Source organism: Pseudomonas sp. S10E 269 (assembly GCF_002798465.1).
GTDB lineage: Bacteria > Pseudomonadota > Gammaproteobacteria > Pseudomonadales > Pseudomonadaceae > Aquipseudomonas > Aquipseudomonas pergaminensis.
This window is the reverse complement of record NZ_PHIJ01000001.1, coordinates 4,452,004-4,466,914: the sequence shown is the minus strand read 5'-3', so window position 1 is coordinate 4,466,914 and position 14,911 is coordinate 4,452,004. Positions and strand designations below refer to the sequence as shown.

Here is a 14,911-nt window from a genome sequence, read left to right as displayed (position 1 = left end):
CATGAGCCGTCAATTGAAGCTCGGCGCCTTTCTGATGGCCACCGGGCACCACGTCGCCGCCTGGCGCCACCCGGACGTGCCGGCAAATGCCGGGCTGGACTTCGCCCAATACAAACACCTGGCACGCGTGGCCGAAGCAGCGAAGTTCGACGCGCTGTTCGTGGCCGACAGCATTGCCGCGCCTACGGGTGAGATCGCCCGTCACATGGCGCGCTCGGATCATTTCGAACCGCTGACCCTGCTGTCGGCGCTCAGCGCCGTGACCGAGCACATCGGCCTGATCGCCACGGCGACCACCACCTACAACGAGCCCTACCACGTGGCGCGCAAATTCGCCTCGCTGGATCACCTGTCTGGAGGCCGCGCGGGCTGGAACCTGGTGACCTCGGATGCCGCAGCCGAAGCGCAGAACTTTGGTCGTGATGAACACCTCGGCCACGCCGAGCGCTACAGCCGAGCCAGGGAGTTTCATCAGGTGGTGACGGGGTTGTGGGACAGTTGGGAGGACGATGCCTTCGTGCGTGACAAGGCCAGCGGCAATTACTACGACCCGGCAAAGCTGCACGCGCTGGAGCATGTCGGCGAGCATTTTCGCGTCAAAGGCCCGCTGAACGTGGCGCGCTCGCCCCAGGGCCACCCGGTGATCGTGCAGGCCGGCTCCTCGGAAACCGGGCGTGAACTGGCGGCGCAAACGGCCGAGGTGGTGTTTACCGCGCAGACATCGCTGGAAAATGCCCAGGGGTTTTATGCCGACCTCAAGGCGCGCCTGGGGCGGCATGGACGTGAGCCGGATTCGCTGAAAATCATGCCGGGGGTGTTTGTGGTGGTGGGCCAGACCGAAGCCGAGGCCCAGGCGAAATTCGAGGCGTTTCAGGACCTGGTCGAGCCGGAAGTCGGCGTGGCCTTGCTGGGGCGCATGCTGGGCAACTTCGACTTGTCTGGTTACCCGTTGGACGGGCCGTTACCGGCGTTGCCGTTGACTGACAGCGGGCAACGCAGCCGCCAGCAATTGCTCAGTGACCTGGCCCACCGCGAGCAACTGACACTCGCCCAACTGGGCCGGCGGATTGCCGGTGGACGCGGGCATTACAGCCTGATCGGCACGCCCGCACAGATTGCCGATGAGCTACAGCGCTGGTTCGAAGGTGGCGCCGCCGATGGTTTCAACATCCTGGTGCCGCACCTGCCGGGCGGGCTGGAGGATTTCGCCCAATGGGTGGTGCCCGAACTGCAGCGGCGCGGCCTGTTCCGAACCGAATACACCGGCTCGACCTTGCGTGAGAACCTCGGTTTGGCGCGCCCCGACCATCGCTTCAAAAAGGAGGAGGCATGAAGATTCCGGCACTGTTACTGACCCTGCTGGCCGTCACCCACACCGCTCTGGCGGCCGACCCCGCTACGCTGCGCATCGGCTACCAGAAAGGCTCCATCGCCCTGGTGCTCGCCAAGGAGCATGGCCTGCTGGAAAAGCGCTTCCCACAGACCGCCGTGAAGTGGATCGAATTCCCCGCCGGCCCGCAGATGCTCGAAGCGCTCAACGTGGGCGCACTGGATGTGGGCTCAACCGGCGACATCCCGCCCCTGTTCGCCCAGGCTGCCGGGGCCGACCTGCTCTACATCGGCGCCGAACCGCCCAAGCCCAGCGCAGAAACCATCCTGGTGCGCAACGACAGCCCGCTGCACTCAGTCGCGGATTTGAAGGGCAAGAAGGTTGCGTTCCAGAAGGGCTCCAGTTCCCATAACCTGATCCTGCGCGCCCTGAACAAAGCCGGGCTGAGCTACAAGGATATCCAACCGGTGTACCTGCCGCCCGCAGACGCGCGCGCAGCATTCGAGCAAGGCAGCGTGGACGCCTGGGCCATCTGGGAGCCTTACTCGTCCCTGGCCCTGAGCCAGAGCCCCAGCCATGTGCTGGCCAATGGCGAAGGCCTCGGTTTATCAGGACCGGTGTATACCGCCCGGCGTGAGTACGCGAAGACTAACGGAGCATTTGTGCACGACGTGCTCGATGAACTCAGCGCGGCCGAAGCCCTCACCCGCAGCCAGCGTGAAGACAGCCTCAAGGTGCTGACCGAATTCATGGGCCTGCCCGCCGAGGTAATCGCACGCTACATGGACAACCGCCCGCCTTCACCGATCCTGCCGATTGATGAAAAAGTCATCCAGGCACAGCAGGCGACGGCGGACCTGTTCTACCAAAACCGGTTGCTACCCAAGGCTATCGACGTGAAGCAAGCTGCCGCTCTGTAAGAGCCGGCGATGGCAGCGAGTAACCCCCCCTAACCACGATGCGAAGCGAGCCGCTCTTGATCTAGCTTTTGATCTTGATCCTAGGCGCCCCGTCAAACACGCTGGCCGGAATTCGACAGGGATTTGGGGGGTAAACCGGCAGGGATGCCGGTTTAGCCGCCCCGCGCCATGGATGGCGCGTGGCGGCGGCCCCCCAAATACCTGTCGGATTACGGGCACACCGAGCCTAGGCGAGGTGCCGAGTGTTGGGGCAAGAGCGTTTTGCTTACTTTTGCGCTGTTCAAAAGTGAGCCGCCGTAAGGGCGGAACCATTAGCAGCCGTTACCTAAATAACGGATATGTACCTGGTCTGATCCAACATTCTGGTCGGCTGTCAGGCCGCCTTCGCGAGCAAGCCCGCTCCCACATTTGGATCGCGGGGCAACAGTTGTAGAGTGGTTGGCTGTCAGGCCGCTTTCGCAGGCAAGCCAGCTCCCACATTTGGATCGTGGGGTGGCAGTTAGAGAGCGGTTGGCTGTCAGGCCGCTTTCGCAGGCAAGCCAGCTCCCACATTTGGATCGTGGGGTGGCAGTTAGAGAGCGGTCGGCTGGCTGGCCGCTTTCGCAGGCAAGCCAGCTCCCACATTTGGATCGTGGGGTGGCAGTTAGAGAGCGGTCGGCTGTCAGGCCGCCTTCGCAGGCAAGCCAGCTCCCACATTTGGGTCGTGGGGTGGCAGTTAGAGAGCGGTCGGCTGGCAGGCCGCTTTCGCAGGCAAGCCAGCTCCCACATTTGGATCGAGGGGCAGCAGTTCGGCCGCCATCGCTGGCAAGCCAGCTCCTACACTTTCAACCAAGCCAGGCTTAAAGCCGTGTGCTTTTTTCGATCAAACACATCGGCGTACCTGCCACCGGCTCACTCATCACCCGCACCTGCACCTCAAACACCTGCCGCATCAACCCGACACTGATCACCTCCCCCGGCGCCCCATCGGCCACCAACTGGCCACCGTGCATCACCGCCAAGTGATCGGCGTAGCGACAGGCCTGGTTGATATCGTGGAGCACGGTGATCACCGTCTTGCCTTCAGCCGCCAGCTCGCCCATCAGGTCGAGCAATTCGACCTGATGGCTGATGTCGAGATAAGTGGTAGGTTCGTCGAGCAGCACCACCGGCGCGTTCTGCGCCAACACCATGGCCAGCCAGGCCCGTTGACGCTGGCCGCCGGACAGGTCCGCCAGGGCGCGGTCGGCCAGAGTGTCCAGTTCCAAACGTTGCATGGCCTGGGTGACATGGGATTGATCGTTGCCGCTCAGGCGTCCCCATAGCGAGTTGTGCGGGCTGCGGCCATAGGCAACCAACTGGCGCACGCTGACGCCTTCCGGCACCGGCAACACCTGGGGCAAGAACGCGATCTGCCGCGCCAATTGGCGGGCGGACAGGCTCGCGTAGGCCTGGCCATCCAGGGTCAATTCACCCTGGGTCGGCTTGAGAATGCGGGCGAAGGCCTTGAGCAAGGTGGATTTGCCGCAGCCATTGGGACCGATCAGGGCGGTGACCTTTCCGGCGGGGGGTGCAAAGGACAACCCCTGTACGATACGCGTGGTGCCGTAGCCGATATCCAGCTCGCGTGCTTGAAGAATACTCATGTCATCAGCCCTTGAACCGTGCCAGCAACCAAAGAAAATACGGCGCACCGATCACTGCGGTGAGCACCCCGGCGGGGATTTCACTGGGCGCGATCAACGTACGCCCCAGCGTATCGGCCAGCACCAACAACAGCGCGCCAATCAGCATCGCGGCCGGCAGCAAGCATTGGTGATGCCCACCGACCAACCGGCGCGCCATGTGCGGCGCCACCAGGCCGATAAAACCAATCGGCCCGATCACGCCCACGCCCAGGCTGGTCAACACCACCGCGCACGCCATTGCCAGCCAGCGCGTGCGGCCCAGGGCCGTGCCGAGGCTGTGGGCGGCTTCATCGCCGAGGGCGATCAGGTTCAGCGGCTTGGCCAGGCACAGGCCCAGGGGGATCAGCACCAGGAACGGCAGCACCAGCGCCACATGGTGCCAGTTGCGGCTCCACAGGCTGCCGGTCAGCGCGAGCAAGGCGGTGTTGATATCCAGCGGGTGGGACAGGATCAGGAATTCGGTGACACTGGACAGGGTCACCGCAATCGCCACGCCGGACAGCGCAAAGCGCACCCCGGAAAAACTCACCCCGGTGTTGTACAGCGCCAGCAGCAACGCACCACCGGCACCGCCCAGGCAGGCCACCAGCGGCAGCCAGGCAATCGGCAAGTGCGGCCAGCCGATGATCGCGACGGTCAGTGCCAACCCGGCGCCCTGGGTCACACCGAGTATCTCCGGCGAGGCCAACGGGTTGCGGATCACGCCCTGCACAATCGCGCCGGCAAGGCCGAAGGCGCAACCGGCCAGGATCGCGATCAGGCTACGTGGCAGGCGGTGGTTCCACACTTCGAAATCGAGGGCGTCGTGGGCCAGCAGGCGCTCCAAAACAGTATGCGGCGTGAGCCACAAGGTACCGGCGCTGAGGCTGACCAGGGTGGCCAGCAGCAACAGGCCGAGCAGCAGCCAGAGGCGCAGTCGTGGGCGGATCATAGGGCGCGCCTGGCAAGAAAGAGGAAGAACGGTGCGCCGATCAGGGCAGTGACCACGCCGGCCGGGGTCTCCACCGGAAACGCCACGGCGCGGCTGAGCAGGTCGGCGCCCAGTACGATCACAGCGCCCAATGCCGCGCTCAGCGGGATCAGCCAGCGGTAGTCATTGCCGAGGAACTGGCGAAGGATATTCGGTGCGATCAGCCCGACAAACCCGATCGGCCCCACCGCACACACGCTCGCCCCCACCAGCAGCAAACTGGCGATAAACACCTGCAGGCGCAGGCTGGCGATGCCCACGCCCAGCGAGCGGGCGGCGTCCTCACCGAGGTTGATCAGGTTCAGCCGCGGTGCACACCAAAGCGCCCACAGGCCGCCGATCAAGGTGCATGGCCACAGCAATTGCACTTGCGCGGCGCCGACATTCGCCAGGGAACCGGCCAGCCAGTTGAGCACGCTTTGCGCCTGGGCCTCGACCAGGATCACCGTGAGCCGGGTCAAGGCCGCGCACAATGCCGCCACGGCCACGCCGGCCAATACCAGGCGGCCTTGGGCGGTGGTCGGCGACCACGCGCCGCCGAGGCTGAATACTGTGACCCAGGCCAGCGCGCCACCCAGGCAGGTCATCAACAACGCACCGCCCGCGAAGGGTGGCGCGACCAACCCAGTGGAAAACAACGCCAACCCCAGCGCCGCCCCCGCCGTCACACCAAACAAGGAGGGTGAAGCCAGCCGGTTGCGGGTAATGCCCTGCATCAACGCGCCGGCCAGGCCCAGGCACGCACCGACCAACGCCGCGCACACGGCACGCGGCACCCGCAACTGAGCGACGATATACGCCATGTTGCCGCCCACGCTGCCCTGATGCACCAGGCCATTCCATGCGTCCGTCGCGGTAAGCGTGAACGGCGACCAGCTGTACAGCGAACACCAGAACAACCCAGCGCCCAACAGCAGGATGCCAATGGCAGCGAAACTGCGTTGCACGGTTATTGGCTCAATACGGCTTTGCCGCCCTTGAGAATCGCCAGCGCGTCTTCGGCGATCTGCTCCGACGCCAGCACGCCACGGTTGCGCGCCCAGCTGTCGCCGTCCACTTCGGCTACGTGCTTATTGCGCACCGCACCGAGTACTTGCCACAGCGGCTGCTTGCTCCAGCTGTCGACAATGCTGGGGCGACGGTAGTGTCCGACCAGCAACCAGCCAGGGTCGAGGGCCAGCAGTTGCTCCAGGCTGACGAACTCGGTGGGCGCGGCGTTGGCGCGCACCGATGGAACCTTCAGGCCGATGGCTTCAAGCACGCTGCCGGCATAGGAGTCCGGACCGTGCACGGAGAAGCTGTCCTCACGCGCCACCCCGAACAACACACTGGCGCCGGCGGGGATCTGTTGCGCAATGGCCTTGAGGTTTTCACGGTTCTGCTGGATGCGTGCTTGCATCTGCGCGCTCTTGCCAAGGGCTTTGCCGATCAGCTCGGCGGATTTCAGGCTGCCCTGGTAATCCTCGCCACGCGAGGGCAGCAACAGCGTCGGCGCGATACTCGCCAGGTCGCTGTACAAGGCCTGGTGGCGGTTGAGGTCGGCCACGATCAGGTCCGGCTTGAGCCGGGCGATTTCCTCGATGCTCGGCTGCGAGCGCAGGCCCACGGACGTCCACTGACCGATGGCCTGGCGCACACGGGGCAGTACACGGTTGGCATCGCCATCATCGGCAGCGCCGACCGGCGTTACGTCAACGGCGGCCAGGCTGTCGAGGAAGGAAAACTCCAGCACCACGACACGCTTGGGCGCATCCGGCAGATGCACCGCGTGCTGGCCGTCGTTGAGGTCGATGGGGGCGGCGCTCAGCAGGCTTGAAGACAACGCCAACACGCAGGCGGCAAGGGTGGGGATGGAGCGCAGCATTCGCATGAAAAGGACCTCGGCGTTAAAACACCCCAGCTAGACAGGCCGGGGAAAACGGCGGGTACTATTCCATATCGAGGCGGCGTGATCAAAAAACATTCTCATTTATACCCCGCTCGACGATGTGGATGCAGGCTTGCCCCGCGCTCGGCTGCGCAGCAGCCCCAACAAGAACACCGCATCGTCTCAGGTGGAACGCGGTGCCAGGTTTTGGGGCGGCTTCGTCACCCGGCGCGGGGCAAGCCCACTCACTACAGAAGCAGGCCCACACCGAAAGCCCAGTGTTAGAAGTCGACGGTGGCCGACAGCAGGTAGGTGCGCGGCGTCGACAAGGTCAGCCCCGGCTCACTGTCATCCGACGCGCCGGCCGAGCTCCAATAGCGTTTATCCGCGACGTTTTCCACATTCGCGCGCAGGGTGATGTGTTTATCGTCCACCTTGAACGCATAGCGCGCACCAACGTCGAGGCGGTTCCAGGCGTCGATTTCCTTGACGTTGGACTGGTCCAGGTACTGCGAACTGGAATACAGGCCACGGCTGGTCAACGTCAGGCCTTCGAGGCCCGGCACGTCCCATTCCGCGCCGAGGTTGACGTTGTACTTGGGCGTTGCCGGGGCGCGGTTGCCATCGAAGTTACCGTTGGTGGTGTTGGTCAGTTCACTGTCGATGTACATCACCCCGCCCAGCAGTCTGAAACCTTTGAGCGGCTCGCCGAACACACTCAGCTCCGCACCGGTGTTTTCACGCTTGCCGTTGGGACCAAAGAGCCGCGTGGTGGCGTTGGTTTCATAGGCCGGCTGCTTGATGCGGAACACGGCGGCGGTCACGGCGAATGCGCCGGCGTCGTACTTGGCGCCCACTTCCACCTGGCGACTGATGAACGGCGGGAAGATTTCGTCTTCGTTTCTTGAGGTAGAGGGCGCGATCTTGCCCTGGCTTAGGCCTTCCATGTAGTTGGTGTACAGCGACAGCTTATCGGTGGCCTTGAACAGAATGCCACCCGACGGCGAGACCTTTTCTTCATCGTAGGCGGTGCTGCCTTTGATGCTGTCGCTCCAGTCATCCACCTTCACGCGCTGCCAGCGCGCACCGAGGGTGAGCAGCAGGCGGTCGTCAAAAAAGCCCAGGGTGTCGGACAAGGCCACGCCGCTGAACTTGTTTTCGGTGTAGACCTTGGCGTCCTGGCGGGTAGCGGTGGACGGCGTCGGCGTTTGCACCGGGTTATAGAGATTGCTCGGCGCCGCCCCATAGCGTGCGCCACCGTTGGTGAAGTCCATATCGAAGTAGCTGGCGGCGAGGTTGACCTCATGGCTCACCGGCCCGGTATGGAACCAGTTGCGCACACCGGCCGTGTAGGTGCGCACGTTTTCATCACGGGTAAAATCCCGTGGCTGCACGCTGAAGTCACCCGCCGCGTTGGTCACGGACACCGCGTGACGCAGGAAATCATGGTTGCTTTTACGCGCGCCCACACCGCCGTAGAGCATCACGTTATCGCTGAGATCGTACTCACCGTTGAACGTCCCGAACGTGTCATTGGTGCTGGCCTTGCTCCAGGACTGCGCGTAATTGCGACGCACGTCGTTGGCACTCGGCACCGGGGCCGCCGCCGCAACTTGCACACGCTCCTGCGGTGCATCGGTGTCGCGCTCGGTGTGGCCGATATCGGTGGAAAGACGCAGACGCTCGCCGCGAAAATCCAGGCCCAGCACGGCCATTTCGCGATCAACGCTCTGGTGGTCCCACTCGGTATCGCCGGACTGCTTCACGCCGTTGAAACGAATGCCGAACTGGTTGTCCTCGCCAAAGCGTCGGCCGATGTCGACCGCGCCGCCCGCCTGGCTGTCGGAGGCCCAGTTGCCGGTAAACGAGTTGATGTCCTTGTCGGTGGCGCGCTTGGGCACCACGTTGATCCCACCGCCCACGCTGCCGCGCGGAGAGATGCCGTTGATCAACTGGCTCGGGCCTTTGAGGATGTCGACGCGGTCGGCCATTTCCATGTCGATGGTGTAGGTCGGCAGCACGCCGTACAGGCCGTTGTAGGCCACGTCACTGTTGAACAGGCTGAACCCGCGAATGGTGAACTGCTCGTAACGCCCGCCGGCCGGGTTGGTGGCGCGCACCGAAGGGTCGCTGGCGATCAAGTCGCCCAGGGTGCGCGCCTGTTGGTTCTTCACCGCATCGGCGGTGTAGGTGGTGATGCTGAACGGGGTCTCCATGAAGTCCCGCGTGCCCAGCATGCCCTGGGCCGTGCGGCGTGCAACCTGGCCGCCGGCATAGGTGTCGCCGTCATACAGGCCGGTGGTGCCGAGGATCGAGGTGGGCGCCAATTCCAGGCTGCTGCCCTCCGGCGCCGGTATCAGCCTGTAGCCCTGCTCACCCATTGGCTGCAATTGCAGGCCGGAGCCCTGCAGCAAGCGGGCAAAGCCCTCCTCTACCCCATATTCGCCAGACAACCCGCTGCTGGTTCGACCACTGACCAGCGCCGGGTCCACCGACAGGTTGACCCCCGACAGCCCGGCAAAACGCGTCAACGCCGCACTCAGGCTGCCGGCCGGTACCTGGTAGCTGCGGCGGGTAGCGGTATCTTCGCCGTAGCTGACAGTGGCGAATAACGGGCTGGCGCTGAGGCTCAGCATCAGGCTCAGTTTCAGCAACGGGCGCAAGCGCAAGGGTCGGACTGCGGGCATTGGAGGAAGCTCTCGATGATGTTCACTTACCTGGAATGACAGGCGAAGTGAAAAAAGGGGACAGCTGCCGCCGACATTTTTTTAAAAGCTTCAGTACGCAGACTCAGGATCCCAGCCAGCCGGCAGGTTCATGAACATTGCTTTAAGAAGGAACTCTGCGACGCCCCACAAGGTCGGGTGATGTACGCACTTTCCTTTTAACTGCACGGCTGGGTCGGATGAAACAGATATCCTTGATGGGCACCGAGCCTGCTGGTCATACCCGGCAGGCTTCGCAGGCACGCCGTTCAGGACCACGGGTTTCGAACAAAGGCGAACTGGACCTGCACGCGTTTGAGTCCTGCCGGAACACCGAATCCGGCGCAGTGTTTATCGTCGCCTCAGGCTTGTCCGCACAGTCGTTCCCCGTCGAGAAATTCGCGCACGTGCCAATGATCACGATGAACGGCGCTATCTCGATGTTCTTGGACACTGACGTTAAGCCGTATTTCTACGCCTGTACGGACAGAAGCTTTTCCGAGCAGCAACCGGCGTTATTCAAACACGCCATGGCTGTCAGCCAACGAGTCGCGCTCTGGGAGGATCAAGCACGGTCTTCACAGGCTCGCCCGACCGGGCGGCTATACCCGTTAACCAAAGCCAAGAGACCCTCCTGGCTGGAGTCGGTGCTGGGCAAACACAGCGCCTTGGTCGTCAACCACCCCCTGCTGCCGAGTCGTGAAAGACCGCTGGGGTTTAGCAAAGACATGAGCGAGGGCTTCTTCGACGCCCGAACCGTGGCCTACCTGGCCCTACAGCTGGCGTATCACGTTGGATTCACTCAGGTCTTCCTGGTGGGCGTTGATCTGGACCAGAACGCCGGCAGGTTCTACGAAAACCGCGACAGCACAAACTCTCCCTGCGGCCTCGATCAACATTACTTCACACGCATATTGCCGTCGTTTGAGCTGATGTCCGCAAAGGTCATGGGCAACGACTTCATGGTCTACAACCTGTCTGACACCTCAAAAATCCCGGACAGTGTCGTCCCGCATGTCACCCTCGCGGACGTTGAGGCCATGCTCACTTAGGGTGGTGAACGCCAGAAACGAGAAAGGGGACCAACTACCTAGGTAATTGGTCCCCTTTCGGAATAATGGTCGGGACGGAGTGATTCGAACACTCGACCCCTAGCACCCCATGCTAGTGCGCTACCGGACTGCGCTACGCCCCGACTAGGCGTGTTACTGGGTTCGCTTCTTGACGAAGCGATCCGGAATATACCGCAAGCTTTTGAAATGTGGAAGTATTTTAAAAGCCGGAATTACTTTTTCAACACCACCAGCACATCTTCGAGTTCGGAGATCATCTGGCGGATCAGTTGCTTGTATTGGGTGGTGTCGTCTTTGGCTTCATCACCGGACATGCGCTGACGCGCGCCGCTGATGGTGAACCCCTGGTCGTACAGCAACGCGCGGATCTGTCGGATCATCAGCACATCCTGGCGCTGATAATACCGACGGTTCCCAGTGCGTTTGACGGGGTTGAGTTGAGGAAACTCCTGCTCCCAATAGCGCAGCACGTGCGGTTTTACCGCACAGAGCTCGCTGACTTCACCAATGGTGAAGTAGCGTTTGCCTGGGATGACGGGTAGCTCGTCGTTATGACTTGGTTCCAGCATAAGCCTCAACTCGGGCCTTCAACTTCTGCCCTGGACGAAAGGTGACCACACGGCGAGCCGTGATCGGGATTTCTTCTCCCGTTTTTGGATTGCGGCCAGGCCGCTGGCGTTTGTCCCGCAGGTCAAAATTGCCGAAACCGGACAATTTGACCTGTTCGTTGTCTTCCAGAGCGTGTCTGATCTCTTCAAAAAACAGCTCGACCAATTCCTTGGCCTCGCGCTTGTTCAGACCCAACTCTTCGTACAGACGTTCCGCCATCTCAGCTTTCGTCAAAGCCCCCATACGTCACTTCCTTAACGTGGCGTTCAACCTTTGTTCGAGCGAGGTGAGGATATTTTGTGTCGTGGTATTCACCTCATCGTCATTAAGAGTGCGCGATGGATGCTGCCAGGTCAAGCCAACTGCAAGGCTTTTTCTATGCGGATCAATACCTTTACCCTGATAGACGTCAAATAGCCTGAGGTCTGTCAGCCATTCCCCTGCATTTTCACGGATTACATTCAGAACAGCAGTGGCGGCCACTTCGCGGTCGGCAATCAACGCCAGGTCACGACGCACTTCAGGGAAGCGTGACAGTTCGCTGAATTTAGGCATTTTGCCCGAAGCGACTTCAGCCAGGACCAGTTCGAACACGAACACCGCACGGTCGAGACCGAGGGTTTTCGACAATTCAGGGTGAATGGCACCGACGAAGCCCACCAAACGGCCCTCGCGCTCGATGCGTGCCGTCTGGCCCGGGTGCAACGCCGGGTGGCTGCCCGCGACGAAAGTGAAGGCGTCCAGCGCACCGGCAAAGCCCAGCACAGCTTCCACGTCAGCCTTGACGTCGAAGAAGTCCACGGCATCGCGGCCCTGCGCCCAGCCTTCCGGCAGGCGGCTGCCGCACACCACACCAGCCAGCATTGGCTCTTGCTTCAGGCCGTCGAGTTGGCCGACGAAACGCAGGCCGCTCTCGAACATGCGCACGCGGTCTTGTTGGCGGTTCAGGTTGTGGGAAAGCGCTTTCACCAGGCCAGGCCACAGTGACGAACGCATGGCCGCCATGTCGTTGGAGATCGGGTTGGCCAACAGCAGCGGTTCGACGCCTGGGTTGAACAGCTCGAACTGCTTGGGATCGATGAAGCTGTAGGTCACCGCTTCCTGGTAGCCACGGGCAACCAACAGGCGACGCAGTTCAGGCAAGTGCGCACGCGCCTCAGCCTTGGGTTGCGGCGCCAGACGCGCTTGCGGGTAACGAACCGGCAGACGGTTGTAACCATAGAGACGAGCCAGTTCTTCGATCAGGTCAACTTCCAGGCTGATATCGAAGCGGTGGCTTGGCACTTCAACGGTCCACTGCCCTTCCCCGCCAGCGGAAATACCCAGGCCGAGGGCGGACAACAGTTGTTCGATTTCAGCCGGCTCGATCACCAGGCCGAGCATCTGCTCGACACTTTTGGCGCGCAGGGTGATCGGCGCAACCGACGGCAGGTACTGCTCGTTGACGGTTTCGGTGATCGGACCCGCTTCGCCACCGGTGATTTCCAGCAGCAGGCCAGTGGCGCGCTCCATGGCTTCACGCGCCAGCTTCCAGTCCACGCCGCGCTCATAGCGGTGCGATGCGTCGGTGTGCAGGCCATAGGAACGGGCTTTGCCGGCGATGGCGATCTGGTCGAAGAATGCACTTTCAAGGAACAGGTCACGGGTGGTCTCGGACACACCGCTGTGCTCGCCACCCATTACGCCGGCAATCGCCAGGGCGCGGGAGTGGTCGGCGATGACCAGGGTGTCGGCACGCAGGCTGACTTCCTGACCATCAAGCAACACCAGTTTCTCGCCTTCTTCGGCCATGCGTACGCGGATGCCGCCGTTGATTTCGGCAAGGTCGAACGCGTGCAGCGGCTGACCCAGTTCCAGCATCACGTAGTTGGTGATGTCGACGGCAGCGTCGATGCTGCGTACGTCGGCGCGGCGCAGGCGTTCAACCATCCACAGGGGGGTTGGCTTGGACAGGTCGACGTTGCGGATCACACGGCCCAGGTAACGCGGGCAGGCGTTTGGCGCCAGCACGTCAATCGGGCGTACTTCGTCGTGAACAGCTGGCACGGCGGCAACCACTGGACGGGTGACCGGGGCGTTGTACAGCGCGCCCACTTCACGCGCCAGGCCAGCCAGGGACAGGCAGTCGCCGCGGTTCGGGGTCAGGTCGACCTCGATGCTGGCGTCTTCCAGTTCAAGGTAAACGCGGATGTCCTGGCCCACTGGCGCGTCGGCCGGCAGCTCCATCAGGCCATCATTGCCCTCGCCGACCTGCAGCTCCGCCTGGGAGCACAGCATGCCGTTGGACTCAACGCCACGCAGCTTGGCCTTCTTGATTTTGAAGTCGCCCGGCAGCTCGGCACCGATCATGGCGAATGGGATCTTCAGGCCCGGGCGCACATTGGGCGCTCCGCACACGACCTGGAAGGTTTCCGTGCCATTGCTGACCTGGCAAACACGCAACTTGTCGGCATCGGGGTGCTGCTCGGTGCTCAGCACCTCGCCCACCACCACGCCACTGAATACACCGGCGGCCGGGGTAACGCTATCGACCTCAAGACCGGCCATCGACAGACGCGCAACCAGCGCGTCGCGATCTACCTGCGGGCTTACCCAGCCACGCAGCCATTGTTCACTGAATTTCATCCTGCTCTCCTAAAGATTCGTTACGACTAGCGAAATTGCGCGAGAAACCGCAAGTCGTTGTCGAAGAACAGACGCAAGTCGTTCACGCCGTAACGCAGCATGGCCAGACGCTCAACGCCCATGCCGAAGGCAAAGCCCGAGAACTCTTCCGGATCGATGCCGGACATGCGCAGCACGTTAGGGTGAACCATGCCGCAGCCCATCACTTCCAGCCAGCCGGTCTGTTTGCAGACGCGGCAGCCTTTACCGCTGCACATCACGCATTCCATGTCGACTTCAGCGGATGGCTCGGTGAACGGGAAGAACGATGGACGGAAACGCACCGCCAGTTCCTTCTCGAAGAACACCCGCAGGAATTCTTCGATGGTGCCCTTGAGGTCGGCGAAGTTGATGTCGCGATCAACCAGCAGGCCTTCGACCTGGTGGAACATCGGCGAGTGGGTAATATCGGAGTCGCTACGGTACACACGGCCCGGGCAGACGATGCGGATCGGCGGCTTGTTCGCTTCCATGGTGCGGACCTGTACCGGCGAGGTATGGGTGCGCAGCAGCATGTTCGCGTTGAAATAGAAGGTGTCGTGCATCGACCGGGCCGGGTGATGGCCTGGGATGTTGAGCGCCTCGAAGTTGTGGTAGTCGTCTTCGACCTCAGGGCCTTCGGCGATGCCGTAGCCGATGTGGGTGAAGAACTGCTCGATACGTTCCAGAGTCCGGGTGATCGGATGCAGACCGCCCGAGGCCTGGCCACGGCCAGGCAAGGTGACGTCAATGGACTCAGCGGCGAGTTTGGCCGCAAGATCGGCCTCCTCGAGCGACGCCTTGCGCGCATTGAGCACCTCTGTAACACGCTCCTTGGCGACGTTGATCAGCGCACCGACTTGCGGACGCTCTTCAGCCGGCAAATTCCCCAGGGTCTTCATCACCTGAGTCAATTCACCTTTTTTGCCAAGGTAGTGAACCCGGATATGCTCCAGGGCATTTACATCTTCAGCGCTTTGCACAGCCTCAAGGGCTTGAGCGACGAGCGCGTCCAGGTTTTCCATGTACAGACTCCAGATACAAAATAGGGGAAGAGCTTGAAGGCTCTTCCCCTATTTATGACGTTTAACACCTTGGGCTACAGCGTAACCCAGGGTGACTGTCGG

The 14,911-nt window shown here is 62.2% G+C and carries 12 protein-coding genes and 1 tRNA gene; 3 read left to right on the top strand and 10 right to left on the bottom strand.

What is annotated here, in order from left to right:
- Nucleotide 1: 1 nt before the first annotated feature.
- On the top strand, nucleotides 2-1,333 hold the full coding sequence (locus CWC48_RS20875) for an LLM class flavin-dependent oxidoreductase (protein WP_100490205.1): 1,332 nt from the start codon (nucleotides 2-4) through the stop codon (nucleotides 1,331-1,333).
- A complete protein-coding gene (locus CWC48_RS20870) occupies nucleotides 1,330-2,250 on the top strand; it encodes a sulfonate ABC transporter substrate-binding protein (protein WP_100490203.1) in 921 nt (306 codons plus the stop codon). Before CWC48_RS20875 ends, CWC48_RS20870 begins: the two co-directional genes overlap by 4 nt.
- Nucleotides 2,251-3,089: 839 nt before the next feature.
- Here the strand turns inward: CWC48_RS20870 and fecE are convergent.
- The 5 genes from fecE to CWC48_RS20845 all read right to left on the bottom strand — a co-directional run bounded on the left by fecE (nucleotide 3,090) and on the right by CWC48_RS20845 (nucleotide 9,441).
- Nucleotides 3,090-3,875 carry a Fe(3+) dicitrate ABC transporter ATP-binding protein FecE gene (gene fecE / locus CWC48_RS20865; protein WP_078049383.1) on the bottom strand — a complete coding sequence of 262 codons (786 nt, stop codon included), beginning with the start codon at nucleotides 3,873-3,875 and terminating at the stop codon, nucleotides 3,090-3,092.
- A gap of 4 nt (nucleotides 3,876-3,879) precedes the next feature.
- Nucleotides 3,880-4,848, bottom strand: a complete 969-nt coding sequence (locus tag CWC48_RS20860) for an iron chelate uptake ABC transporter family permease subunit (protein WP_078049384.1) — start codon at nucleotides 4,846-4,848, stop codon at nucleotides 3,880-3,882.
- Nucleotides 4,845-5,834: an iron-dicitrate ABC transporter permease FecC gene (gene fecC / locus CWC48_RS20855; RefSeq protein WP_078049385.1), complete on the bottom strand. Its 990-nt coding sequence runs from the start codon at nucleotides 5,832-5,834 to the stop codon at nucleotides 4,845-4,847. The genes CWC48_RS20860 and fecC overlap by 4 nt, the downstream gene beginning before the upstream one ends.
- 2 nt (nucleotides 5,835-5,836) lie before the next feature.
- Complete coding sequence (locus CWC48_RS20850) at nucleotides 5,837-6,751, bottom strand: Fe(3+) dicitrate ABC transporter substrate-binding protein (RefSeq protein ID WP_371857076.1); 915 nt, start codon at nucleotides 6,749-6,751, stop codon at nucleotides 5,837-5,839.
- Between the two features lie 284 nt (nucleotides 6,752-7,035).
- Complete coding sequence (locus CWC48_RS20845) at nucleotides 7,036-9,441, bottom strand: TonB-dependent receptor (protein WP_100490201.1); 2,406 nt, start codon at nucleotides 9,439-9,441, stop codon at nucleotides 7,036-7,038.
- 218 nt (nucleotides 9,442-9,659) lie between these two features.
- Here CWC48_RS20845 and CWC48_RS20840 point away from each other — a divergent pair, with 218 nt between their 5' ends.
- Nucleotides 9,660-10,511 (top strand): lipopolysaccharide biosynthesis protein, encoded by an 852-nt coding sequence (locus CWC48_RS20840; protein WP_100490200.1) that lies wholly within the window; start codon nucleotides 9,660-9,662, stop codon nucleotides 10,509-10,511.
- Between the two features lie 66 nt (nucleotides 10,512-10,577).
- Here the strand turns inward: CWC48_RS20840 and CWC48_RS20835 are convergent.
- From CWC48_RS20835 to pheS, 5 genes are all read right to left on the bottom strand, one after another.
- Nucleotides 10,578-10,654 (bottom strand) — tRNA-Pro (locus CWC48_RS20835).
- Nucleotides 10,655-10,744: 90 nt separating this feature from the next.
- On the bottom strand, nucleotides 10,745-11,101 hold the full coding sequence (locus CWC48_RS20830) for a MerR family transcriptional regulator (protein ID WP_003174972.1): 357 nt from the start codon (nucleotides 11,099-11,101) through the stop codon (nucleotides 10,745-10,747).
- Complete coding sequence (gene ihfA / locus CWC48_RS20825) at nucleotides 11,082-11,384, bottom strand: integration host factor subunit alpha (RefSeq protein WP_002553164.1); 303 nt, start codon at nucleotides 11,382-11,384, stop codon at nucleotides 11,082-11,084. The genes CWC48_RS20830 and ihfA overlap by 20 nt, the downstream gene beginning before the upstream one ends.
- 3 nt (nucleotides 11,385-11,387) lie before the next feature.
- Nucleotides 11,388-13,766: a phenylalanine--tRNA ligase subunit beta gene (gene pheT, locus CWC48_RS20820; RefSeq protein ID WP_100490199.1), complete on the bottom strand. Its 2,379-nt coding sequence runs from the start codon at nucleotides 13,764-13,766 to the stop codon at nucleotides 11,388-11,390.
- A 26-nt stretch (nucleotides 13,767-13,792) separates the two neighbouring features.
- Nucleotides 13,793-14,809: a phenylalanine--tRNA ligase subunit alpha gene (pheS, locus tag CWC48_RS20815; RefSeq protein ID WP_100490198.1), complete on the bottom strand. Its 1,017-nt coding sequence runs from the start codon at nucleotides 14,807-14,809 to the stop codon at nucleotides 13,793-13,795.
- Nucleotides 14,810-14,911: the final 102 nt, after the last annotated feature.

Excerpts from the sequence above, each read along its gene's own strand:
- CWC48_RS20875 (WP_100490205.1), top strand. The coding sequence starts at position 2 with ATGAGCCGTCAATTGAAGCTCGGCGCCTTTCTGATGGCCACCGGGCAC.
- CWC48_RS20870 (WP_100490203.1), top strand. The coding sequence starts at position 1,330 with ATGAAGATTCCGGCACTGTTACTGACCCTGCTGGCCGTCACCCACACC.
- fecE (WP_078049383.1), bottom strand. The coding sequence starts at position 3,875 with ATGAGTATTCTTCAAGCACGCGAGCTGGATATCGGCTACGGCACCACG.
- CWC48_RS20860 (WP_078049384.1), bottom strand. The coding sequence starts at position 4,848 with ATGATCCGCCCACGACTGCGCCTCTGGCTGCTGCTCGGCCTGTTGCTG.
- CWC48_RS20850 (WP_371857076.1), bottom strand. The coding sequence starts at position 6,751 with ATGCTGCGCTCCATCCCCACCCTTGCCGCCTGCGTGTTGGCGTTGTCT.
- CWC48_RS20845 (WP_100490201.1), bottom strand. The coding sequence starts at position 9,441 with ATGCCCGCAGTCCGACCCTTGCGCTTGCGCCCGTTGCTGAAACTGAGC.
- CWC48_RS20840 (WP_100490200.1), top strand. The coding sequence starts at position 9,660 with ATGAAACAGATATCCTTGATGGGCACCGAGCCTGCTGGTCATACCCGG.
- CWC48_RS20830 (WP_003174972.1), bottom strand. The coding sequence starts at position 11,101 with ATGCTGGAACCAAGTCATAACGACGAGCTACCCGTCATCCCAGGCAAA.
- ihfA (WP_002553164.1), bottom strand. The coding sequence starts at position 11,384 with ATGGGGGCTTTGACGAAAGCTGAGATGGCGGAACGTCTGTACGAAGAG.
- pheT (WP_100490199.1), bottom strand. The coding sequence starts at position 13,766 with ATGAAATTCAGTGAACAATGGCTGCGTGGCTGGGTAAGCCCGCAGGTA.
- pheS (WP_100490198.1), bottom strand. The coding sequence starts at position 14,809 with ATGGAAAACCTGGACGCGCTCGTCGCTCAAGCCCTTGAGGCTGTGCAA.